General features: G+C 59.8%; 19 protein-coding genes. 15 read left to right on the top strand and 4 right to left on the bottom strand.

Annotated features, from left to right (window positions below):
* Positions 1-143: 143 nt before the first annotated feature.
* Entirely contained in the window at positions 144-2,183 is a 2,040-nt protein-coding gene (locus NDI87_RS05955; protein WP_296273891.1) for a DUF2075 domain-containing protein, read from the bottom strand.
* Between the two features lie 213 nt (positions 2,184-2,396).
* Between NDI87_RS05955 and rpe the strand changes: the two genes are divergently transcribed.
* The 5 genes from rpe to NDI87_RS05930 all read left to right on the top strand — a co-directional run bounded on the left by rpe (position 2,397) and on the right by NDI87_RS05930 (position 9,862).
* Positions 2,397-3,095, top strand: coding sequence for a ribulose-phosphate 3-epimerase (gene rpe / locus NDI87_RS05950; protein WP_296273890.1), 699 nt, complete (start codon positions 2,397-2,399; stop codon positions 3,093-3,095).
* Entirely contained in the window at positions 3,095-3,781 is a 687-nt protein-coding gene (locus NDI87_RS05945; protein WP_296273889.1) for an HAD-IA family hydrolase, read from the top strand. Before rpe ends, NDI87_RS05945 begins: the two co-directional genes overlap by 1 nt.
* Positions 3,782-3,855: 74 nt before the next feature.
* A complete protein-coding gene (locus tag NDI87_RS05940) occupies positions 3,856-5,049 on the top strand; it encodes a phosphoglycerate kinase (RefSeq protein ID WP_296273888.1) in 1,194 nt (397 codons plus the stop codon).
* Between the two features lie 178 nt (positions 5,050-5,227).
* On the top strand, positions 5,228-6,313 hold the full coding sequence (locus NDI87_RS05935; RefSeq protein ID WP_296273887.1) for an ABC transporter substrate-binding protein: 1,086 nt from the start codon (positions 5,228-5,230) through the stop codon (positions 6,311-6,313).
* A 30-nt stretch (positions 6,314-6,343) separates the two neighbouring features.
* Positions 6,344-9,862 carry an EAL domain-containing protein gene (locus NDI87_RS05930; protein WP_296273886.1) on the top strand — a complete coding sequence of 1,173 codons (3,519 nt, stop codon included), beginning with the start codon at positions 6,344-6,346 and terminating at the stop codon, positions 9,860-9,862.
* 14 nt (positions 9,863-9,876) lie between these two features.
* On the opposite strand, the gene NDI87_RS05925 is transcribed toward NDI87_RS05930, so the two are convergent.
* The 3 genes from NDI87_RS05925 to NDI87_RS05915 form a co-directional block, all read right to left on the bottom strand.
* The gene (locus NDI87_RS05925; protein WP_296273885.1) at positions 9,877-10,653 is read right to left on the bottom strand and encodes an NYN domain-containing protein; all 777 of its coding nucleotides are present in this window, start codon (positions 10,651-10,653) and stop codon (positions 9,877-9,879) included.
* A 41-nt stretch (positions 10,654-10,694) separates the two neighbouring features.
* Positions 10,695-11,066, bottom strand: coding sequence for a hypothetical protein (locus tag NDI87_RS05920; RefSeq protein ID WP_296273884.1), 372 nt, complete (start codon positions 11,064-11,066; stop codon positions 10,695-10,697).
* 456 nt (positions 11,067-11,522) lie between these two features.
* Positions 11,523-12,470, bottom strand: coding sequence for a LysR family transcriptional regulator (locus NDI87_RS05915; RefSeq protein ID WP_296273883.1), 948 nt, complete (start codon positions 12,468-12,470; stop codon positions 11,523-11,525).
* Positions 12,471-12,603: 133 nt separating this feature from the next.
* Here NDI87_RS05915 and NDI87_RS05910 point away from each other — a divergent pair, with 133 nt between their 5' ends.
* The 10 genes from NDI87_RS05910 (at position 12,604) to otnK (ending at position 23,744) form a co-directional block, all read left to right on the top strand.
* On the top strand, positions 12,604-14,352 hold the full coding sequence (locus NDI87_RS05910; protein ID WP_296273882.1) for an IlvD/Edd family dehydratase: 1,749 nt from the start codon (positions 12,604-12,606) through the stop codon (positions 14,350-14,352).
* 27 nt (positions 14,353-14,379) lie between these two features.
* Positions 14,380-15,309, top strand: coding sequence for a dihydrodipicolinate synthase family protein (locus NDI87_RS05905; protein ID WP_296273881.1), 930 nt, complete (start codon positions 14,380-14,382; stop codon positions 15,307-15,309).
* 26 nt (positions 15,310-15,335) lie between these two features.
* Positions 15,336-16,778 (top strand): aldehyde dehydrogenase family protein, encoded by a 1,443-nt coding sequence (locus tag NDI87_RS05900; RefSeq protein WP_296273880.1) that lies wholly within the window; start codon positions 15,336-15,338, stop codon positions 16,776-16,778.
* 22 nt (positions 16,779-16,800) lie between these two features.
* Entirely contained in the window at positions 16,801-17,856 is a 1,056-nt protein-coding gene (gene denD, locus NDI87_RS05895) for a D-erythronate dehydrogenase (RefSeq protein WP_296273879.1), read from the top strand.
* Between the two features lie 60 nt (positions 17,857-17,916).
* Entirely contained in the window at positions 17,917-18,888 is a 972-nt protein-coding gene (locus NDI87_RS05890) for a TRAP transporter substrate-binding protein (protein WP_296273878.1), read from the top strand.
* Positions 18,889-18,966: 78 nt separating this feature from the next.
* Entirely contained in the window at positions 18,967-19,461 is a 495-nt protein-coding gene (locus NDI87_RS05885; protein ID WP_296273877.1) for a TRAP transporter small permease, read from the top strand.
* Entirely contained in the window at positions 19,458-20,735 is a 1,278-nt protein-coding gene (locus NDI87_RS05880) for a TRAP transporter large permease (RefSeq protein ID WP_296273876.1), read from the top strand. The genes NDI87_RS05885 and NDI87_RS05880 overlap by 4 nt, the downstream gene beginning before the upstream one ends.
* 25 nt (positions 20,736-20,760) lie before the next feature.
* Positions 20,761-21,537: a FadR/GntR family transcriptional regulator gene (locus NDI87_RS05875; RefSeq protein ID WP_296273875.1), complete on the top strand. Its 777-nt coding sequence runs from the start codon at positions 20,761-20,763 to the stop codon at positions 21,535-21,537.
* 27 nt (positions 21,538-21,564) lie between these two features.
* Positions 21,565-22,455, top strand: coding sequence for an L-threonate dehydrogenase (ltnD, locus tag NDI87_RS05870; protein ID WP_296273874.1), 891 nt, complete (start codon positions 21,565-21,567; stop codon positions 22,453-22,455).
* Entirely contained in the window at positions 22,452-23,744 is a 1,293-nt protein-coding gene (gene otnK, locus NDI87_RS05865; protein ID WP_296273873.1) for a 3-oxo-tetronate kinase, read from the top strand. The genes ltnD and otnK overlap by 4 nt, the downstream gene beginning before the upstream one ends.
* The last annotated feature ends 50 nt before the right edge of the window (positions 23,745-23,794 follow it).

The following is a 23,794-nucleotide window of genomic DNA, read 5'->3' as shown; positions in this document are numbered from 1 at the left end:
TTGCGATCGTATCGATTGCGCGAAGCTTTGCGTCAAAGTCAGACTCAATTGACCCCGCTGGCGCGTGCATCGGGCTGGCTGAACGAGAATGACATTTTCCAAGATGAGTCATAAGTATTAACTCTCGGGAAAATGTTGGATAACTAGATTTCCCTGATACCAATACTGCGCAGGTAATTGAATGTCGGGTCGTAATACGCTGGGGGCCTCGTTGGATCTTCTTCGGTGCCTTGCGGTACAACCAACACCATACCTTGACGAGCACGGGTTAGCAGCACTCGGTACGCATTTTTCAAATACCCTTGGCGTTCAAGTTTATGGATTTGTTGCCACTTGGTTCCAACAAATGAATAGTGCTTCCAGCCTGATTCGGAGAATCTGAAGTCTGCATCCCAGACAACGCAGGCCCAATCCAACTCAAGACCTTGAACGTGAAACTCGGTGGCCACATCTTCAAGATAGTACGACGACCGAACATCCTCTTTGCCATCGAGAAACCAATGAATCGGGTCCATTGGCGACTTGACGTCAATTGCGTGTGGTTTGAGACGCTGCGCTTGGGAGGACACGACCATGCCATAACGCTCCGTACCCCTCGCCTGCTCCCTGAGCCACGCTTTGGCTTTTGCCAGGCTGCGAGTCAGGACGATCGGGTAACGCTCTGCCAATTCAGTCAGGATTTCTTGAGCTTCAACGGTGTTGATGTCCAGTATATTTTTGACGAGTGCCGAAACATGCTCGGCTCGAAAGGATCGCATTGACACTTCCAGGTGCAGGTCCGAATTGAAATGCACATTGGGCTGGGACATCAGCTGCGCCAAGACGCGTCCCGCACCATATTCCGCCTCATGCAGGCGAGGGGAGATGTGTATATGCCAATCCGGAAACGAACGCTGCAGTGCATCAATCCATTCTTCAATACCAGCCTCACCGGTATTAATTTCCTGCCCGCCACCGACCAGACAGACCACCACCGCCCAATCCTTGTGCCTGTTCAGGCAGGAAATTAAAAACTCTGGTTCTGACTGGCTGAAGTCAGCCTTTTGTTTCTTGCGCAACATGAAAGAGGCTGTTTGTTCAAGGTTCCAAGCCCGCTGGGCCTCGTCAAATATGGCGACATGCTCAAGAGGTGGCCGCTCGGTGTCAATCAGACATTCGTCACGGTAGTGATGGACATTCTGGATGAACAGTTTGACCTCGCGAATGGCCTCGCCTTTTTTCATGCGTCGACCCGCCTCGGCCTCGCTCCTCACTTTGTCTCTGGCAAGTGCTTCGCTCAGAATGGCCACGAGTGGACCGTTGCCCGAAAGAAAAACGGCATGGTCGACGGCCTCCTTGCTGATGTGTTGGGTGGCAACGTTCAATCCCACAAGTGTTTTGCCAGCTCCCGGCACACCAGTTACCAAGCAAATGGATTTTTTAGACTCCACCTGTGACACGCGAATAATCTCTGAAATTGCATCTGTCGTTCGTCCCAGATTGATGGCGCTGGCGTCACTACGGGAGATGTCCATGACCGAATGACCACCATATAGCGCCATGGCCGCTTCAACAATGGTTGGCGTGGGATGGTAGCCTCCAGCGTCCCATACAAGCGGATTGATCGAAGAACCGTCACAAAACTGCAAAACCTGATCCATCACACCACGAAGCTGATAGGACGCGGATTGAATGGGTTGAAGAACCCCGTCATTGATTGCGCTGGTCGCGATCAGAGAAAAGCCGTCTGTTGAGCCGGTGGCAATTAGGATGGGTGCGATCGACTTGTTGTGGCTTGTTTCGTGAAAGTTTTTTAAATCAACTGCGTAATCCCACACTTGGTCCTTGGCGCTGGAAAGAAACTGGGTTTCGCCAACTTTGAATTCCAGGACGAAAACAACCTGATCTAGCAAGACCAAAACGTCAATGCGTTTACCCAACCGCGGCACGGCATATTCAAAATACACCTTGCCCCTGTCAAGGTCCTGCCGAAGCGTGTTCTTGAGGACAACAACTTGTTCCATCCAGGCATTTCGCTGGGTAGTTTCAACGGCGAACGGGCTGCTGCGAGTCAGAGCACCCAGAATTTCGTCAGGGCTTCGGGCGAGAAAGTCTTCTATCAAATCAGAATAATAAGCTCGACTCATGAAATACTTTCTCTTTTTCCCCAATCCATGGGCAATGGGCGTGATTATCAGCTCCACGTCTTCCTCAGCCCCCCTTCTTGTGCTATCAGAAAATCTTTGAAGGCGACGGTGACAGGTCAAGCTTTCGTTGCAAGAGGCTCGTTAGCATGCGATGCGCGTTGTCGGATTTGAGTCAGGCTAATCTGGCGCAAATGGGCCACTCGCACAGTGCAAAATTGGCGCTGAACTATATTACGCTCAAGTATTCCCAAATCTACAGAAAGCCCCGCCATGAGTTCTGCCCCCGTTTTGCGTTTGGCCCCCAGCATTTTGTCGGCTGACTTTGCCCGTTTGGGCGAAGAAGTTCGCGCTATTGAAGCGGCCGGTTGCGACCTGGTGCACTTTGACGTGATGGACAACCACTATGTGCCCAACCTGACCATCGGGCCGCTGGTGTGCGAGGCGATTCGCCCGCATGTGGGCATCCCGATCGACGTGCATTTGATGGTGGAACCGGTCGATGCCATCATTCCGCTGTTTGCCAAGGCCGGCGCCAACATCATCACATTCCACCCCGAAGCTTCCAGACATGTGGACCGCAGCCTGTCAATGATCCGCGAGTTGGGTTGCAAGGCCGGCCTGGTGCTCAACCCCGCCACGCCGGTGTCAGTGCTCGACTTTGTGATGGACAAACTCGACATGATTCTTTTGATGAGCGTCAACCCCGGTTTTGGCGGCCAGAAATTCATCCCTTCCACGCTGGCCAAGCTGCGCCTGGTGCGGGCAAAAATTGATGCCCATGTGGCTGCTGGCGGCCAGCAGATCTGGCTTGAGGTCGATGGCGGCGTCAAGACCGACAACATTGCCGAAATTGTGGCAGCCGGTGCCGACACCTGCGTGGCCGGCAGCGCCGTGTTTGGCGCACCCGACGCCGATGGTGGCTACAGGGGTGTGATGCAGGCGTTGCGGCGGGCTGCCCATCCGCAATGATGGCACGCACTTTTGACCTGGTCCTGTTTGACCTGGATGGCACGCTGGTGGAGACCGCGCCCGAAATCATGGACGCGGTTAACGACACCCTGGACCAGTTCAAGCTGTCACGGGTGACCCAGCAGCAGGTCAATGACTGGATTGGTCATGGCACACTGACGCTGCTGGTGCAGGCCGTCGCCGACCGCAGCGGCCTGCCGGTCGAAGCCGTGCGCAACAGCGATCTGCTGCGCCAAATGCTGCCAGTCTACGACGGTTTTTACCAGCAGCGCTGCGGCACACGCAGCCATCTTTATCCGCATGTGCGCGAGACCCTGCAAGCCTTGCGCGCCCAGGGCGTCAAGCTGGCGGTGGTGACCAACAAGGAAAGCCGCTACACCCAGGTGGTGATGGCGGTGCATCAGCTCGGGCCGCTGTTTGACGAAATGGTCAGTGGCGACACCTTTGCCACCAAAAAACCCGATCCGGCGGGTGTTGCGCACTGTCTGGCGCAATTTGGCGTGGCCCGGGAGCGCACCCTGTTTGTCGGCGACTCCAGCATCGATGCGGCCACCGCGCGCAACGCGGGGGTGAAGGTGTGGCTGCTGCCCTATGGCTACAACATGGGCCAGCCCGTCGAGGTCTGCAAGCCAGACCGGGTGATTCCGGATTTTTCATCATTGCCGGGTTCCGGTTCCGGGGCTTGACAAATAGCTGCCTGAATCTGATCCAGCACTGATTTTGGATTGAAAATAAGCACTCAACAAGGAGTTAAGAAAGCATGAAAGTTTTACGTTTTGCCGATGTGATCGCCAGCGGCTTTGCCAAGGGCAAACGGGTGTTTATCCGGGCCGACCTCAATGTGCCGCAGGACGACGCGGGCAATATCACCGAAGACACCCGCATCCGCGCCAGCGTGCCCTGCATCCGGATGGCGCTCGATGCCGGCGCTGCGGTGATGGTCACCAGCCACCTGGGCCGCCCGACCGAGGGCGCGTTCAAACCTGAAGACTCTTTGGCGCCGGTGGCCAAACGCCTGGGCGAGTTGCTGGGCCGCGAAGTGCCGCTGGTGGCCAACTGGGTCGACGGCGTGGAGGTGAAGCCCGGCCAGATCGTGTTGTTGGAAAACTGCCGCGTCAACGTGGGCGAGAAAAAGAACGCCCCCGAGCTGGCCAGAAAACTCGCAGCCCTGTGCGACGTCTTTGTGCACGACGCCTTTGGCACCGCGCACCGCGCTGAAGGCACCACCTACGGCATTGCCCAGTTCGCGCCCATCGCCTGCGCCGGCCCGCTGCTGGCCGCCGAGATCGATGCCATCAACAAGGCCCTGGCCAACCCCAAGCGCCCGCTGGTGGCCATCGTGGCCGGCTCCAAGGTGTCGAGCAAGCTGACCATTTTGCAGGCGCTGGCCAAAAACGTGGACCAGCTCATTGTGGGCGGCGGCATTGCCAACACCTTCATGCTGGCCTCGGGTTTGAAGATCGGCAAGAGCCTGGCTGAACCGGGTTTGCTGGACGATGCCAAAGCCGTGATCGAGGCCATGAAGGCACGTGGCGCCGAAGTGCCGATCCCGACCGACGTGGTCACTGCCAAAACCTTTGCCGCTGATGCGCAAGCCACGGTCAAGGCAGCCACGGACGTGGCCGAGGATGACCTGATCCTGGACATTGGCCCGGTCACCGCAGCCAAGCTGGCCGAACAGCTCAAGAAGGCCGGCACCATCGTCTGGAATGGCCCGGTCGGCGTGTTCGAGTTTGCCGCCTTCGAGAACGGCACCAAAGTGATTGCGCACGCCATCGCCGAGTCCAGCGCCTTCAGCATTGCCGGGGGCGGCGACACGCTGGCGGCCATTGCCAAATACGGCATCGAGAAAGACATCGGTTACATCAGCACCGGCGGCGGCGCCTTTCTGGAAGTGCTGGAAGGCAAAACCCTGCCCGCTTTCGAGATTCTGCAAAAGCGCGCCGCGGGCTAAGTGGCGTCCCTGCGTCATCGAACGGCCAAGACGAGCCGGTCGATGGCGAACCGGGTTGCCTGGGCAGCAGGAGCGAGCCGACCCACTTTGACTTCTATAATTTCGCAAGACTTCAAAGGTTGATGTGCTTCCCAAGCTTTTTTCGGGCGATAAACATCTTTGTTTTGGCACGCTTCTTGTGGCGCTGGTCATTTCAAGCCTGGTGGTCGCCTGCAATTCACGCGAGCCGATCCGATTGGGTTTCATTGGCGGGCTTTCCGGGCGCGTTGCTGATCTTGGCATTGGTGGGCGCGATGGTGCCCTGCTGGCCATTGAGTTGCGCAACGCATCGGGCGGCGTTGGCGGTCGTCTGCTTGCGTTGATCGCCGAAGACGACCAGCAGGATGCTGACATCGCCAGGCAGGCGGTGTCGAAGCTGATTGACAACAAAGTGGTGGCCACCATCGGCCCGATGACCAGCGCCATGGCGGCCGCCACGGTACCGCTGGCAAATCGTGCTCAACTGTTGATGCTCAGTCCTACGGTCACCACCACTGATTTGGCTGGAATTGATGATCATTTCTTGCGGGTGATTGATTCGACCACTGAATATGCACACAAGAGTGCCAACTACCATTTTTCGGTTCAGGGCAGTCGTCGCATCACCGTGGCTTACGACTTGCGCAATCAAGCCTATACCGAGAGTTGGCTGAAGGATTACCGCAAGGGATTTGAAGCCGCAGGGGGCGCCCTGGTGGAGGTTGTGCCGTTCAGTTCCAGCGATGATGCCAACTTTTCAGTGCTGGCGCAGCGGCTGCTTCAACCCCGCCCTGACGGCGTGCTGATTCTGGCCAATTCGGTTGATACCGCCATGTTGGCCCAACAAGTGCGCAAGCGGGATGCCGTGGTCCACATCAATGCCTGTGAATGGAGCGCCACCGAGCGCCTGATCGAACTCGGTGGCAAGGCGGTCGAAGGGGTTGTCATCGCCCAGTTCATCGACCGAGAAAACCAGCAAGCTTCCTATATGACCTTCAGAAAAGCGTATCTGGCGCGTTTCAAGCGCGAGCCTGGTTTCGCGGGGTTGCTCGCCTTTGATGCCACCAACGTGGTGCTTGATGGGCTGGCCGCCCAGGCCTCCGGCCAAACGCTCAAGCAGGCGATTCTGGCGCGCCGGGAATTCTCCGGGGCCCAGTCACGGGTACGCTTTGATGCCTATGGCGATGCGATACGCGACACCTATCTGACGACGGTTCGCCATGGCGCATTCGTGCGGTTGCACTAGCTCGGCCGCATGACCTGACCGCATCGACCTATGTCACGTTCCCTACGGTTCTGGCTTTCACTGAGTTTTTCGGCCTTCTTGGCCATGGCCATGGCGCTGGTGGTTGCGGCCCTGTTGTGGGTGCTGCTGCCGCGCTTGAATGCCGAGGTCGAGGCCAGAAATCGCTCCCTTGGTGACACGGTGGCAGGTCAGGTTGAGAGATTTCTGGCTAATGCGCAGAGCGCACTTGAAAGCCTGGCACATGACATGGCCGGGCAGCAGGCGTTGCCAGTGGATCGAACGCACTTGATGCTGGATACGTTAGCCAATTCCGATCAACATCTTGAAGCGATCTACCTGATTGATGAAGCAGATCATGTTCTGGAAGTTGGCTTGCCTCAAGGGCGTCGCGGGCAGCGAGGGGATCTGCTTGGCACCGATTTTTCTGGCCGCGCCTTTGTCCGGTCGGCGCGACTATCCGGACACAGGGTTTGGTCTGACACCTATTTATCGCAGCGTGGCCGGATCGTGGTGGGGCTGGCCGTGCCGTTGACCTTGACTGATCAAAGGGGAAAGGTCTTGCTGGGTGTGCTGGTTGGGGAGTTCGGTCTGGAGCAAATATCGGACCATGTGCGCCGCATCGGACAGACCGGTGATGTGTTGCCGATCATCGTTGATCGAAGCGGTCAAATCGTGGGTCACCCGGATGCCAGTCGCAGCTTGCGTCAGGAAAACATCAGCCACCTGCCCTTGCTGCAAGGGCCAAGCCTGACGACATCGCAGACGGCGCGGTTCCGGCTTGGCGAGATCGACTATATCGGCAGCACGACCCCGATCCCGGGTCAGGGCTGGACGGTGCTGGTGGCGCAACCGGTCGAAACAGCATTTGCGACGGTTCGCTCGACCCTGCTGGCCTTGGCGACGGCCAGTGCGCTGGCGCTGATGCTGGCCCTGGTCTCGGCGTTTTGGATGAGCCGGCGCATGTCACGCCGGGTGGCTGATTTCGGCCGCCAGATGCAGGCGATTGCAGATGGTGATTACCGGGCCATCATTGCGCCTTCGACGACCGATGAGATCGAGACGCTGGCCCAAAGCATGCGCCGGATGGCGGATGCGGTGCTGCAGCGCGAAGACCGGCTGCAACTGGCCGCCACCGTCTTTGAGTCCACCGCCGAGGGCATACTGATCACTGACGCGCAGCGCCGCATCATCTCTGTCAACCCGGCACTGGTCAGCATCACAGGCTACGCAGTCGATGAACTGGTCGGCCAGAAGCCCTCCGTGTTGAGTTCGGCGGTCCATGACGAAGGCTTCTATCGTCGCATGTGGGACAGCATCGAGTGCACAGGTTTTTGGCGAGGTGAAATCTGGAATAAACGCAAGAATGGCGAGATTTTCCCCGAGCTGCTGGCGATTACGGCCGTGCGCGATAGCCTGGGAAATATCACCCACTACGTTGGCAGTTTTTTTGACATCAGCGAGCGCAAGCGCGCCGAAGACGAGCTGGCGCAGGGCAAGGCCTTGTTTGAAGCCATCTTCAGCGGTATTCCAGACGCTATCGTCTATGCCAACGTGAAGCGGGAAGTGGTCAGTATCAACCCCGCGTTTTCCGCCATATTCGGATTCAACATCGATGATCTGGCAGGAAAGTCGACCTCGTTTTTTTACGAGAGTCAACAAGAATTTGAGCGGCAAGGCAGGATGCGTTTCAATTTGACAGCGACTGAACAGGCACGTCCTTACGTTGTCAATTATCGTAAAAAAGATGGCGCTATTTTTCCTGGCGAGACCCTGGGAACATCGATCAGAACTGCCGATGGCACCCTATTGGGCTACATCGGCGTCATCCGTGACATCACCGAGCGCAACAGAACCGAAACGGCCTTGAAGGAGAGCGAGGAACGTTTTCGTACCCTGATCGAATGGTCACCTGAACCAGTCGTTGTCATTCGTGGGGGGAAACTGCGCTACGCCAATCCCGCTGCCCTTGCGATGTTTGGCGCCGAGTCGGGCCAGGACCTGATTGGCAAACCGTTTCTTGAGTTGGTGCACCCGGACTTTCATCAGGTGGTGCTGGATCGCATAAAAAAAATAAGCGAAGGCGGCACTGCCGCCCCGATGCTTGAAGAGAAATTTCTTAGGCTTGACGGCACTCCCCTCGACGTGGAAGTTCAAAGTACTGCCATCGTTTACGGCGGTGAGCCAGCGATCCAGGTGGCCATTCGTGACATTACTGCACGCAAAGCGGCACAGGAGCAGATCCAGAGTCTGGCCTTCTCCGATGTACTGACGGGACTGCCCAACCGCCGACTTTTGCTGGACCGGCTTGAACAAGCGCTGACCGCAGTGACCCGCCACCAGCGCCAAGCTGCGCTGCTGTTCATCGATGTGGATGACTTTAAAACCATTAACGACACCTTGGGTCATGACCAGGGAGACGTCTTGCTGCGGCAGATTGCCCAACGGCTGCTGACTTGCGTGCGCGAAGGCGACACGGTGGCCCGTGTGGGTGGTGATGAATTTGTGGTACTGCTGAAAGACCTGAGTCAAAGCGCACAGGAGGCGGCCACCCAGGCCGAAGCCGTCGCCAAAAAAATCATGGACAACCTCAACCAGCCCTACCAGCTCGGCAGTTCGGCGCAGCACAGCACAGCCAGCATTGGCGTCACACTCTTTGGTGGCGACCAGCGGGAGAACACTGACGCGCCTTTGCGACGGGCCGATATGGCCATGTACCAAGCCAAGCTGGCGGGCCGCAACACCCTGCGTTTTTTTGACCCCCAGATGCAGGCCGTGGTGACTGCCCGTGCCGAACTGGAGGCAGGCTTGCACGAGGCACTGGAAAAAAATCAATTTCTCCTGCTCTACCAGGCCCAGGTCACGCAGCAGTCCCAGATCACCGGGGTGGAAGTGCTGCTGCGCTGGAATGATCCCCGGCGCGGCATGGTGTCGCCAGCCGAGTTCATTCATCTGGCCGAGGAAACCGGCATGATCCTGCCGCTCGGCCAATGGGTTCTGGCGACCGCCTGCACCCAGTTGGCGCGCTGGGCGACCCAGTCCGACATGGCACACCTCATCCTTTCTGTGAATGTCAGCGCACGGCAGTTTCACCAGAGCGATTTCGTTGAGCAGGTCCTGGCGACACTGGATCGAAGTGGCGCCAAGGCAAGTCGACTCAAACTCGAGCTCACAGAGAGCCTGCTGATCCACAACGTCGATGATGTCATCGCCAAGATGAATGCACTCAAGGGCCGGGGCGTGGGCTTCTCGCTCGATGACTTTGGCACCGGCTATTCGTCGCTGTCCTACCTCAAACGTTTGCCGCTGGATCAACTCAAGATTGACAAGGGTTTTGTGCACGATATCCTGATTGACTCCAATGACGCCGCCATTGCCAAAATGGTGGTCGCCCTGGCCGACAGCATGGGCTTGACCGTCATCGCTGAAGGGGTGGAAACCGAAGCGCAACGCGCTTTTCTGGCTGACCTGGGCTGTCACGCCTATCAGGGCTATCTGTTCAGCCGGCCGCTTCCATTGGTGGAATTCGAGGCATTACTGGCGCCGGCTTGACGATTGATCAGATATCAGGCAGGCAGATAGCGGACCTGGTTCGGCTGCTTGTCTGGCGACAACTCAAACCGCTCTTGATATTTTTTGAAAAACTTTGTCGATGAGGCGTTCTTTCCGATCAGCTTTGCGCTGTGCAATTGCTTGACGATATCCCCCAGGGGCTGCATCTGACCCATGCGTAGCGCGGGTGCCGCAGCCAGGATCTGCTCCAGGCTGATGTCGGCCTTGGCTGTCTCATCAGCCGCAGCCGATGTCTTTTTGGCAGCCACTTTCTTTGCCGGTGCGCTGGCTGCAACCGCCTTTTTTGCTGTGACTTTTTTGGCGGGTGTCTTTGCCGCAGGCGCGGGGGATGATTTTTTTGCTGGCGTCTTCGGCTGCTCTTTGCCAACGTAAAGAACGGAATCATAGGCATGCGCTGCTTCTGCTGCCATCTTGCTGCGTTCGGACACGCAGATCATCCGGATGCCACGCTCCCTGAGCCTCACCACCAAAGGGACAAAATCGGCATCACCCGAACCAATCGCCATGACGGTCGGCTTCGGTGTCCCGCAGGCCAACTCCATGGCGTCAATGGCGAGGGCAACGTCCGTGGTGTTTTTCGACAGTGACAAATTCACAAAGGGACGAATGGCCCATGCCAGCATGGTCTGAGCCAGCCCCTTGAGGTTTTCCGCACTCCCATAAGCCCTGCGTACCGCTATTTTTCCCTCGGCGGTTTCCAGACTGCTGCACGCCTCCTCGATCCAGGCGGAAGACGAGAGATTGTCGGCATCGATGAGAAAAACGATCATGGGGAACACTCCGTTTCAGTTATTGGCCAGGCCAACTTTGCTTAGCATGGATAGACATGAGCCAGTGCATTGGTCATGACCAGGGGCACCGGCATGTCGGCTTCATAGACGCCCGCGTTGCGTTGGCGCTCGGCGGCGTACAAGTGCCGTGCCATGGAGGGCTCAAGGTCGCGCCCTTTGAGGCAGATGACGGCTTTGGCGCCGTTGCGCGCAGCATGCAGGTGCGCCTCCAGTGCGCCTTCCATGACGCCGACCAGGTAGTAGTTGGCGTAGTTTTCGCCCTGTTGGTCGGTCATTTCCAGCGCCTGCAACTCGCGCAGGCTCATGGCGCAGGCCTGGCCGGCCAACAATGCGGCTGCCAGTGCAAGCACACAGGTTCTTGAGGAGGAAATCGGGTTGGGAATGTATTTCATGGATGTGGGTTGCCAGTTGTAGCCGAATTTTGCTTCAAGTGCATGTGGGCGGCGTTTGGCGAGCGGCTGGATGGGTTGATGGATGAGATGAATCTGAAGTTGGTGGCGTAATGGCTTTCACAATGACCGTCGCCGAGTTGATCGACGCTGACACGTCGGGAATACTCGGGAAGCATGCGACGTGGGAACGTGTGCAGCTCGCAGAAGTCGCAGCCATACTCAATGGAGCGCCCTTTGATTCCACACTCTTCGGCACGTCAGAAGGTATGCCGCTTGTTCGCATCCGGGGAGCGAATTTGTGCAACCACCGGTTGCACAAATGGCCGACACCGGCGCAGCCCCATTGCTGCAAGCACTGGTTGCGCAATTGCCAAGGTTCTCTCGGTGATTCGGTGACACCGTGCAGCCAACTCTCTGGAATTCCCGGATCGTTGCAATCACCTGCTCGGTCTTGAACTATGGCGGGTACATGCTGGAGGCCACGCTGCGGATATGCCCGAGCAGCAGGTTGGCCCCCGGCGACAGCACATGGTCCGAGCGCATGATGAGGCCATAACTGTCCATGTTGCAGGGCAGCTCAACCGGCAGGATCGACAACTCGTTGGAGACCACGTAATAACGGGCCACTTCCACCGGCATCACGTGCAAAAAGTCGGTTTGTTGCAGCAGCGCCTTGATCACCGCCATGGCGGTGGTTTCGATCACGTTGCTGGGTGCGGCCAGGCCATGACGACGAAACAGCATGTCGAACTGATGGCGCAGGATGCTGCCTCTGGGCGACAGGATCCAGCCACTGGCGACGAGATCCTGCAGCGTGAGGCCACTGCGTTGCAGCATGGGGTGGCCAACCCGCACCACCGCACATTCGGTTTCTTCGGACAGGTCTTCATAGACCAGCTTGAGGTCCTCTTCTTCTGCCGGAATACGCGCGATCAAAAAATCGAGCCGGCCGCGTTTAAGCTGCTCCACCAGCACGTCACTGGTGCCCACTTCGACGCCGATGCTCAAATGCGGCGCCTCGGTTTTGGTCGCGGCGATGGCTTGCGGCACCAGCGTCATCGACGGCGTCAGGATGACGCCCATATTGACCTGCCCGGACAAGCCGGCTTGCAGCGTGGCAATGGCGCTCTGGCCCTGCGCCAGGTTGTCCAGTGCCATGCGGACATGGCGAATCAGGGTTTCGCCATAGACCGTCGGTCGCATGCCTCTGGGCAGCCGCTCAAACAAGGCCACGCCAAACAGCTCCTCCATGTCCTTGAGCATCTTCGATGCGGCTGGCTGGCTCATATGCGTTGCCAGCGCAGCCTGATGCAGGTTGCGTGCTTCGTCAATCGCCATCAGCAAGGCCATCTGGCGGGTCTTGAGTTGGTGGCGGGGGCGCCGTGCGAGCTTGCTGTCTTCCATGGCGGGCGCGTCCAGGTTGTGAAATTGATATAAAAAAGTATATCAAAAGATAAAAATTATTCACTTGATATGTATTGATCAAACGCCTACGATGCGGCCACTTGTGATTCCACCTTGACTTGAAAGACAGCTTATGTCCCCCACACCTAAAAAACCCCTGCGTTCCGCTGCCTGGTTTGGTACTGCCGACAAAAACGGCTTCATGTACCGCAGCTGGATGAAAAATCAGGGTATCCCCGACCATGAATTCCAGGGCAAGCCGATCATTGGCATCTGCAACACCTGGTCGGAATTGACGCCCTGCAACGCGCACTTTCGCAAGATTGCCGAGCATGTGAAACGCGGCATTTCCGAGGCCGGCGGCTTCCCGGTGGAATTTCCGGTGTTCTCCAACGGCGAGTCCAACCTGCGCCCGACCGCCATGCTGACGCGCAACCTGGCCAGCATGGACGTGGAAGAGTCGATTCGCGGCAATCCGATGGACGCCGTGGTGCTGCTGGTGGGCTGCGACAAGACCACGCCGGCGCTGCTGATGGGCGCGGCCAGTTGCGATATTCCGACCATCGTCGTTACCGGTGGCCCGATGCTGAACGGCAAGCACGAAGGGCGCGACATCGGCTCGGGCACCGTGGTCTGGCAACTGCATGAGGCGGTCAAGGCGGGGAAAATATCGCTCAATGAGTTCATGTCGGCCGAGGCCGGCATGTCGCGCTCGGCGGGCACCTGCAACACCATGGGCACGGCCTCCACCATGGCCTGCATGGCCGAGGCGCTGGGCACCTCGCTGCCGCACAACGCCGCCATTCCGGCGGTTGATTCACGCCGCTACGTGCTGGCGCACATGTCGGGCATGCGCATTGTGGACATGGTCTGGGAAGACCTCAAGCTGTCCAAAATCCTGACCCGCGAAGCCTTCGAGAACGCCATCCGGGTCAATGCCGCGGTGGGTGGCTCCACCAATGCGGCGATTCACCTCAAGGCCATTGCCGGGCGCATGGGTGTGCCGCTGGAGCTCGATGACTGGACCACCATTGGCCGGGGCACGCCGACGCTGGTGGACTTGCAGCCCTCGGGGCGTTTTCTGATGGAAGATTTTTACTATGCGGGCGGTCTGCCAGCGGTGCTGCGTCGCATGGGCGAGGGCGGTCTGCTGCCCCACAAGAATGCCCTGACGGTGAACGGCAAGTCGATCTGGGACAACGTGCTGGACGCACCCATCCACAACGCCGAAGTCATTCGCCCGCTGGACAAGCCATTGGTCAAGGACGGCAGCCTGTGCATTTTGCGCGGCAATCTGGCGCCGCGCGGGGCCGTGCTCAAGCCCTCGGCGGCCACGCCGGCGCTGATGAAGCACCGCGGCCAGGCGGTGGTGTTTGAGGATTTTGACCACTACAAGGCGCGCATTGGCGACCCGGATCTGGTGGTCGACGCCAATTCGGTTCTGGTGATGAAAAACTGTGGTCCCAAAGGTTACCCCGGCATGGCCGAAGTCGGCAACATGGGCTTGCCGCCCAAGCTGCTGGCGCAGGGCATCACCGACATGGTGCGTATTTCGGACGCCCGCATGAGCGGCACCGCTTACGGCACGGTGGTGCTGCATGTGGCGCCTGAAGCGGCAGCCGGTGGCCCGCTGGCGATCGTGCAGGACGGCGACTGGATCGTCCTGGACAGTTTTGCTGGCAAGCTGGAGCTGGAGGTCAGCGATGCCGAGATCGCCCAGCGCTTCGCGGCGCGGCAAGCGCGGCAGGCAGCCACCCCGGCGGCGCCCAAAAGCGGTTACCAGCAGCTCTACATCGACCGGGTCCTGCAGGCCGATGAAGGCTGTGATTTTGATTTCCTGGTGGGCTGCCGTGGCGCCGCCGTGCCCAAGCATTCCCACTGACACACAAGCATTGGAAGGGTGATCCGTATGACAACAAGCACGCCAGCCCGCTACCAGGGCGTTTTTCCCGTCGTCCCTACGACGTTCTTCGAGAACGGCGAGCTGGACCTTGCCAGCCAGAAGCGCTGCGTCGATTTCATGATCGACGCCGGCTCCAACGGCCTGTGCATCCTGGCCAACTTCTCCGAGCAGTTTTTGCTGTCTGACGACGAGCGCGAGCTGCTGACCCGCACCATGCTGGCGCATGTGGCGGGTCGGGTGCCGGTGATCGTCACCACCACCCACTTCAGCACCCGGGTCTGCGCCGAGCGCAGCCGGCGCGCGCAGGAGCAGGGCGCCGCCATGGTGATGGTGATGCCGCCCTACCACGGCGCCACGTTCCGTGTCTCCGAAGACAAGATCTACGAGTTCTACGCCGGCGTGTCGGAGGCCATTGACATCCCGGTCATGATCCAGGACGCGCCTGCCAGCGGCACGCCGCTGTCCGCCGCCTTCCTGGCCCGCATGGCCAAAGAGATCGAACAGGTGGCCTACTTCAAGATCGAAACCCTGGGGGCGGCGTCCAAGCTGCGTGAACTGATCCGCCTCGGCGGTGCCGCTGTTGAGGGACCCTGGGACGGCGAGGAAGCCATCACCCTGCTGCCCGACCTGGACGCCGGTGCCACCGGCGCCATGACCGGCGGCGGCTACCCCGATGGCATCCGCCTGATCATGGACGCCTACGCCGCGGGCCGGCGCGAGGATGCCATGGCGCTCTACCAGCAATGGCTGCCGCTGATCAACTATGAAAACCGCCAGGGCGGCATCCTGAGCGCCAAGGCGCTGATGAAGGAGGGCGGTGTGATCGCCTGCGAAGCACCGCGCCACCCCTGGCCTGCGATGCACCCGGCGGTGCGCGCCGGTTTGATCGAAGTCGCGCAGCGCCTGAACCCGATGGTTCTGCGCTGGAGCAAGTAAATCCACCAGAACGAGAACACACGACCATGACCACTCAAAAACACGACAACCTGATCAACGGCCAATGGGTGGCGGGCGCCCGCTACGCGCCCAACATCAACCCGTCCAACCTGGCGGACGTGATCGGCGACTACGCCCAGGCCGATGCCGCGCAGCTTGACGCTGCGGTGCAGGCCGCCCAGGCGGCATTCCCCGCCTGGTCCAGCGGCAACATCCAGGCCCGGGCCGATGCGCTGGACAGGATCGGCACCGAGATCCTGGCCCGCCGCGAAGAACTCGGCACCCTGCTGGCGCGCGAAGAAGGCAAGACCAAACCCGAAGGCATTGGCGAGGCCACCCGCGCCGGCAACATCTTCAAGTTCTTCGCCGGCGAATGCCTGCGCCTGAGTGGTGAAATCGTGCCCTCGGTGCGCTCCGGCGTCAGCGTCGAGATCACCCGCGAAGCGGTGGGCGTGGTCGGCCTGATCACCCCCTGGAACTTTCCCATCGCCATTCCGGCCTGGAAAATCGCGCCGGCGCTGGCCTACGGCAACTGCGTGGTGCTCAAACCGGCCGATCTGGTGCCCGGTTGCGCCTGGGCGCTGGCCGAGATCATCAGCCGCAGCGGGATCCCGGCGGGTGTCTTCAACCTGGTGATGGGCCGCGGCAGCGTCATTGGCGACCCGCTGGTGAGCCACCCCGGCGTCAGCGCCATCAGCTTCACCGGTTCCCAAGGCGTGGGCGGACGCATTGCCCAGCAATGCGCGGTGAACCTCAAGAAAGTGCAACTGGAGATGGGCGGCAAGAACCCGCAAGTCATCCTGGACGACGCCGACCTGGCGCAGGCGGTGGAGCTCAGCGTGCAAAGCGCCTTCTTCTCGACCGGCCAGCGCTGCACGGCGTCGAGCCGGCTGATCGTCACCGACGGCATTTATCCCAAGTTCCTCGACGCGATGCAGCAGCGCATGGCCAGCCTCAAGGTCGGCGACGCGCTGGCCGCCGGCACCGACATCGGCCCGGTCTCGTCGCTGTCCCAGCTCGAACAGGACCTCGGCTACGTGGACATCGGACAGGCCGAGGGCGCCGTTCTGGTGGCCGGCGGCCAGCGCCTGCAAGGCAGCACCGAGGGTTTCTACATGGCGCCGGCCCTGCTGAGCGACACCACCAGCGCCATGCGCATCAACCGCGAAGAAGTGTTCGGCCCGGTGGCCAGCATCATCCGCGTCAAGGCTTATGAGGAAGCGCTGGCAGAGGCCAACAACACGCCGTTTGGCCTGTCAGCCGGCATTGCCACGACCTCGCTGAAATACGCCACGCATTTCAAGCGCCACAGCCAGGCCGGCATGGTGATGGTGAACCTGCCCACCGCCGGGGTTGATTACCATGTGCCGTTTGGCGGACGCAAGGGCTCCAGCTATGGCTCGCGCGAGCAGGGGCGTTATGCGCAGGAGTTCTTCACCACGGTGAAGACCGCTTATATTGGCAACTGAAACCTTATTTGGAGCAAATACCATGTCGAATAACACCACCCCGATTCAGGGGTCCTGCCAGGTCGTGATTACCGGCGGTGCCGGATTTCTGGGCGTGCGCCTGGCGCGCGCGCTGCTCGCCCAGGGCAAGCTGTCGCTGGCCGGGGCTGCGCCAGTCGACATCGGCCGCATCACGCTGGTGGACCGCGCCGCGCCGCCTGACGACGTGCTGGCTGATGACCGCGTGACCGCGTTGATCGGCGACCTGAATGCACTGCTGGAATCCAAAGAAGCGGCTGTCCCGGTGGTGACGGCACAGACCGCCGTTGTTTTTCATCTGGCGGCTGCGGTCAGCGGTGAATGCGAAGCTGATTTTGACCTTGGCATGCGCAGCAACTTTGCCGCCACGCTGACCCTGCTGGAGAACTGTCGTGCCCTGAAGGCCAAGCCGATCGTGGTGTTTGCCAGCTCACTGGCGGTGTTTGGCGACGCCCCCGGCGTGCCGCTGCCCCCGGTGATTGAAGACAACACCCTGCCGACACCGCAAAGCAGTTACGGCATCCAGAAATTCATCGGCGAGCAACTGATGGCGGACTTCACCCGCAAAGGCTTCATTCAGGGACGCAGCGTCCGTTTGATGACCGTGAGCGTGCGCCCCGGCCGGCCCAATGGTGCGGCATCGAGCTTTTTGAGCGGCATGCTGCGCGAGCCGCTGGCGGGTATTCGCGCCACTTGTCCGGTTCCGGCAGACACCCCGGTGGCCTTGTCCTCCCCTGCGCGCACCATCGCCGGCCTGATCGCCGCAGCCCAGGCCAGTGATCAAACCTGGGGGCCGCGCACCGCCCTGACCTTGCCGGCCCTGACGACCACACCGGCCGAGATGGCGGCAGCGCTGGAGCGGGTCGCCGGGCCGGAGGTGGCTGCGCTGATCGACTGGACACCCGACGCCGCCATCCACAACATTGTCAAGACCTGGCCGGCGCGCATCAGTGCCCGGCGTGCGGCCGGTCTGGGTCTGTTGCCAGAAAGCAGTTTTGAAGAAATTGTCAGGGAGTACATCAGGGAAAACACTGATGCCATCAGGTCGGCAATACGGTGACAATCAAAACTTGTCATACAACTTTTCGGTATTTTAATTTTTACACCCAGGAGACATCACATGAAATTGAGCAAACTGTTTATCGGCCTCTCGCTTGCTGTCGGTCTGGTGGCCACGGCCGCCGCGCAGACCAACATGAAGATCAACATTGCCATCGCCCAGAATTCGCATCAGGGTGTGGCGATTGATACCTTTGCCAAAGAAGTTGAAAAAGGCACCGCTGGCCGCTACAAGATCCAGACCTTTTACAACGCGTCGCTGGGCAGCGAGCGTGAGTCCATCGAGTCGGTCCAATTGGGCACCCAGGAGCTGACCTTTACTTCCACCGGCCCCGTGCCCAACTTCGTGCCGGAAGCCAAGATCCTGGACATTCCCTTCCTGTTCCGCGACAAGGGTCACGCCCGTCGGGTGCTCGACGGCCCGATCGGCCAGGACATGCTCGCCAAGTTTGAATCCAAAGGCTTCAAGGCGCTGGCCTGGGGCGAGAACGGCATGCGCAACGTGACCAACAACAAGCGCGCTGTCAATACCCCTGATGACCTGAAAGGCCTGAAGCTGCGCACCATGGAAAACCCGGTGCACGTGGCGGCCTACAAGGGTCTGGGCATTGTGACCACGCCGATGGCCATGGCTGAAGTGTTTACCGCGCTGCAACAGGGCACGGTTGACGGTCAGGAAAACCCGCTGTCGGTGATCATGGCTGCCAAACTGGACCAGGTACAAAAGCACGTGTCGCTCACTGGTCACGTTTATTCGCCAGCCATTTTCCTGATGAACAAGGCTGCGTTTGACAAGCTCAGCCCGGCCGACCAGAAAGTATTTCTGGAAGCAGCCAAGACCGCAGTCAAGGTTAACCGTGACCGTGTCGATGCAGATGACGCCATGGGCGTGACCTACCTGCGCGGCAAAGGCATGAATGTGGTTGAAAACCTGGACAAGTCCAAGTTTGTCGCGACCCTGGCACCGGTGTACGCCGAGTTCGAGAAGGAATTCGGCAAAGACAACATGGACAAGATCCGCAACACCAAGTAAGAACTTGTGAGAGCTTGAGCGCCCGACGGTTAACTACTTTCGGGCGTTTTTTTCACCCCATTTCAGGCAGAGAACGCTATGAGAGATAAATTCCTGCGGCTGGAGCACTGGACCAGCCGCATTGCGCTGATCACGGCCTGCGCCATGCTGATGGTGGCGGCCAGTCTGGGCATGTTCCAGATCATCACCCGCTTTGTACTGGAAACCCCCGCCGAATGGACCGAGGTGCTGATCCGTTTCAGCCTGATCTGGATGGTTTTTTTGGGTGTGCCCATGGCGTTCCGGCAGGGTGCCATGGTCAGTGTCGATGTGCTGTACCGCTGGAGCCCGGCGCGCATGCGCCACTTTCTCGACTGGGTGGTCTGCCTGGCCGCACTCACCTTGATTCTCATCATCATCTGGTGGGGTTGGGACTACGCCCAGCGCGGCAAGGTGCAAACCATGGCTGGACTGGAATCGCTATCGATGTTTTGGGCCTACCTGGCGATGCCAGTGGGCGGTGTCTTCAGCGTCATCAGCATCATTGGCAATCTGCTGGATCCCCAGCGTCTTGAACTGGAGACCGCACAATGACCACCGCCATGCTCATCACCATGGTGCTGTGCTTTGCACTCACCGTGTCCGTGGCCGTTTCGATTGGATTGGCCTCCATCCTGGGTATCCAGGTGGCCGAGGTCAACATGCTCATCTCCGTCAAGGAAATGTTCAACTCGATCAATAAATTCCCGCTGGCTGCCATTCCGTTTTTCATTCTGGCAGGCAACATCATGGAAACCGGTGGCATTTCGCGCCGCCTGGTAGAGTTTGCCAAGAGTCTGGTGGGTGGCGTGCAGGGTGGTCTGCCCATGACCTGTGTGCTGACCTGCATGATCTTTGCCTCGGTTTCCGGCTCGTCGGTGGCCACGACCTTTGCCATCGGCACGATCCTGATCCCGGCGCTCCTGAAGCACGGTTATCCGACGACCTGGGCGGCTTCGCTGCAGGCCACCAGTGCCGAGCTGGGTGTCATCATCCCGCCCTCGATCCCGATGATTCTGTACGGCGTCAGCGCTGAAGTCTCGATTGGTGAGATGTTTATTGCAGGCTTCGGCCCCGGCTTCTTTATCAGTGGCATGTTGATGCTGTTTGTCTGGATCTATTGCAAGTACAAGGGCTGGGGCAAGAACGACGGCGATGGCCGTCTGTCGGTGGGCAAAGCCACCTGGAAAGCCGGCTGGGCGCTGCTGATGCCGGTGATTATTCTGGGCGGCATTTACGGCGGTGTGTTCACACCGACCGAGGCCTCTGCGGTGGCGGTGTTCTATGCCTTGATCGTGGGCTTGGTGATCTATCGCGAAATCAAGCTGCCGGACCTGTACATCATCTTGCGCAAATCGGTGCTGTCCTCGGCGGTGATCATGTTCATCATTGCCAACGCCGGACTGTTTGCGTTTTTGATCACGCGTGCCGGCGTGCCGGAGGCGATCGGCATCTGGTTGCAGGACGTTCTCAAGTCTCCGATGTACTTTTTGCTCGGAGTCAACGCGGCCTTGTTCATCATTGGCATGTTCATCGAGACCGGTGCCGCCATCATTGTGCTGGCACCCATTCTGGCGCCGGTGGCAATGCATTTCGGCATCGACCCGGTGCACTTCGGCCTGATCATGGTGGTGAACCTGGCGTTGGGCATGATCACGCCGCCGTTTGGCGTGAACCTGTTTGCGGCTTGCACGGTGGCACGTATTTCACTGGACCGCATGGTCAAGGACCTGATTCCGTTTGTGCTGGTGATTCTGGCCTGCCTGATGGTGATTTCCTACGTGCCCGCACTGTCGCTCACGCTGCGCGACCTGGTCTACGCCAGATAAAGCAAACAACCTGACGAGTCGGATCATGCTTGCGCCTTTCAAACCCGCCCTGCCTGGTGCCTACCTGTCCGATCAGGTGGCCGATGTGCTGGCTGCCCAGATCCGGGCGGGGCGCTTGATCGCGGGTGACAAACTGCCTACTGAAGCCACTTTGGTGGACCAGTTTTCGGTCAGTCGCACGGTGGTTCGAGAAGCCCTGTCCCGACTCAAATCGCTCGGTCTGGTCGAGTCGAAACAAGGCAGTGGTGTGTTTGTCAAGGAAATTGGTTTTTCCCCGTTGAATTTTGCTGCCAAGTCGGTGGCATCAAGGCAAGCCGTGATCCAGATGGTCGAAGTCCGCCGCGCCCTGGAGGCCGAGGTGGCAGCGCTGGCCGCACAACGCCGCACCAAGGCTGATATCAAACATATTCACAAGTCGATTGCCAACCTGGACAAGGCCGTGCTGGCCGGTGGTGATGGCGTTGATGAAGACGTGCAATACCACCTGGCCATTGCCGAGGCAGCACGCAATCCCTTTTTGATGGGTACCCTGCAATACCTGGGGCAGTTTTTGGAGGGTGCCACGCGGGTGACCCGCGCCAACGAAGCCCGGCGAGCCGATTTTGAACGTCAGGTGCGCGAAGAACACGCCTTGATTGGTCAGGCCATCGAGGCAGGTGACCCTGAAGCCGCGCGCAAGGCCGCCACTTCGCACATGGACAACGCCATTGCGCGCATTGAGAAAGCCGACCCGGCGTTCTGGCAACAAACCGGCGATGAATTGGCCAGCACGCTGGTGCACGGCTTGCCGGCGTCGTTTTGACTTATTTGAAAGAACTGGAGTAATTGAATGGAAAGTAACGTTGGTCTGATCGGCCTGGGTGCCATGGGCAGCGGCATGGCGGCATCCTTGCGCCGCCATGGCTGCCAGGTGCACGTATTTGATGTCCGCCCCGAGTCCGTGCAAGCTTTTGCGGCGCAGGGTGGCGTGGCCTGTGTTTCGCCGGCCGAACTTGCAGCGCACTGCAAGGTGATCGTGTCGGTGGTCGTTAATGCGGCCCAGACCGAGGCGGTGCTGTTTGGCGATAACGGCTGCGCCGCCGCCATGGCGCCCGGCAGTGTGTTTGTGATGTGTTCCACGGTGGACCCGAACTGGTCCATCGCCATGGAGGCGCGTCTGGCCAAGCTGGGCATTTTTTATGTCGATGCCCCGATCTCGGGCGGCGCCGCCAAGGCTGCCAGTGGCCAGATGACCATGATGACCGCCGCCACGCCCGAAGCCTACGCGGCAGTCGGTCCCTTGCTCGACGCCATGGCCACCAATGTCTACCGGCTGGGCGACAAGGCCGGTGCGGGCAGCAAGGTCAAGATCATCAACCAGTTGCTCGCCGGGGTGCACATCGCGGCAGCCGCCGAGGCCATGGCCCTGGGCCTGCGCGAAGGCGTGGATGCCGCAGCCCTGTATGACGTGATCACCCACAGCGCGGGCAACAGCTGGATGTTCGAGAACCGCATGGCGCATGTGCTGGCCGGCGACTACACGCCGCTGTCGGCGGTCGATATTTTCGTGAAAGATCTCGGGCTCGTGCTGGATGTGGCGCGCGCCAGCAAGTTCCCGTTGCCGCTCTCCAGCACCGCACACCAGATGTTCATGCAGGCGTCGACATCGGGTTTTGCGCGCGAGGACGACAGCGCGGTCATCAAGATATTCCCTGGCATTGAGTTGCCCAAAAAATCATGAACAAGATTTTTCTCGGCTGTATTGCCGACGACTTCACTGGCGCCACCGATCTGGCCAACAACCTGGTGCGCGCCGGCATGCGCGTGGTGCAAGCCATGGGAGTTCCAACCCAGCCACTTGATGCACAGGCCGATGCGGTGGTGGTGGCGCTCAAGTCGCGTACCGTGCCGGCAGCTGACGCGGTGCAGCAGTCACTGGCGGCCTTGCGCTGGTTGCAGGCCCAGGGGGCACAGCAGATTTATTTCAAATATTGCTCCACCTTTGACAGCACGGCGCAAGGCAACATTGGCCCGGTGACTGAAGCGCTGCTGGACGCGTTGGCGGGACAGCCTGGCGCCGACTTCAGCATCGCCACGCCAGCCTTTCCGGACAATGGCCGCACGGTGTTCAAGGGCCATCTGTTTGTGGGTGACGTGCTGCTCAATGAGAGCGGCATGCAAAACCACCCGCTGACGCCCATGACGGATGCCAACCTGGTGCGTGTGCTGCAAAGCCAATGCCGGCGCAAGGTTGGTTTGATTGATTACAAGGTGGTGGCACAGGGGCCCGAGGCCATTCAGACGCGCATCGACCAGTTGCGCGCTGAAGGCGTGAGCCTGGCCGTGGTCGATGCCGTCTCCAACGACGACCTGATGCGACTCGGCCCGGCGCTGAAAGGCCTGCCGCTGGTGACCGCCGGTTCCGGCGTGGCGATTGGCTTGCCGGCCAATTTTGGCATTGCGCCGTCCAACACGGCCAGCGCCTTGCCGCCAGCCGCAGGTTTTCAGGCGGTGGTGTCGGGCAGTTGTTCACTGGCGACCAATCGGCAGGTGGCCGATTTCGTCGAGGCGGGTCGTCCCGCGCTGGCGATCGACCCCTTGCAACTGGCCGCCAGCGGCGGGGGGGCCGCCACCGTGGCGCAGGCGCTGGCCTGGGCTAAAAGCTTGCTGGCCCAGGGGCCGGTACTGATTTATTCGTCATCCGACCCGAGCACGGTCAAAGCCGTGCAGGCCCGGCTCGGTGTGCAAGCTGCCGGCGAACTGGTGGAACACACCTTGGCTGCCATCGCGCGCGGTCTGGTCGGCTTGGGGGTGCGTCAACTGGTGGTGGCTGGGGGTGAGACCTCGGGCGCCTGCGTGCAGGCGTTGGCCATTTCGCAAATGAAGATCGGTCCGCAAATCGATCCGGGCGTGCCCTGGTGCCATGCCCAAAGTGAAGCCGCGCCCGACGGGGGGCTGCACCTGACCCTGAAGTCAGGCAACTTTGGCACCGATGACTTTTTCATCAAATCGTTCCGCTGCTTGCAATGATCCCAACACCGATCGGACCAGGAGCTTGGGCGGCAAAGCGTTCTGCTGCG

Origin of the sequence: Rhodoferax sp. (assembly GCF_023701345.1) — a bacterium.
Lineage (GTDB): Bacteria > Pseudomonadota > Gammaproteobacteria > Burkholderiales > Burkholderiaceae_C > Rhodoferax.
Note: the sequence above shows the minus strand (reverse complement) of the source record. Positions and strands in the feature narration are given on the sequence as shown.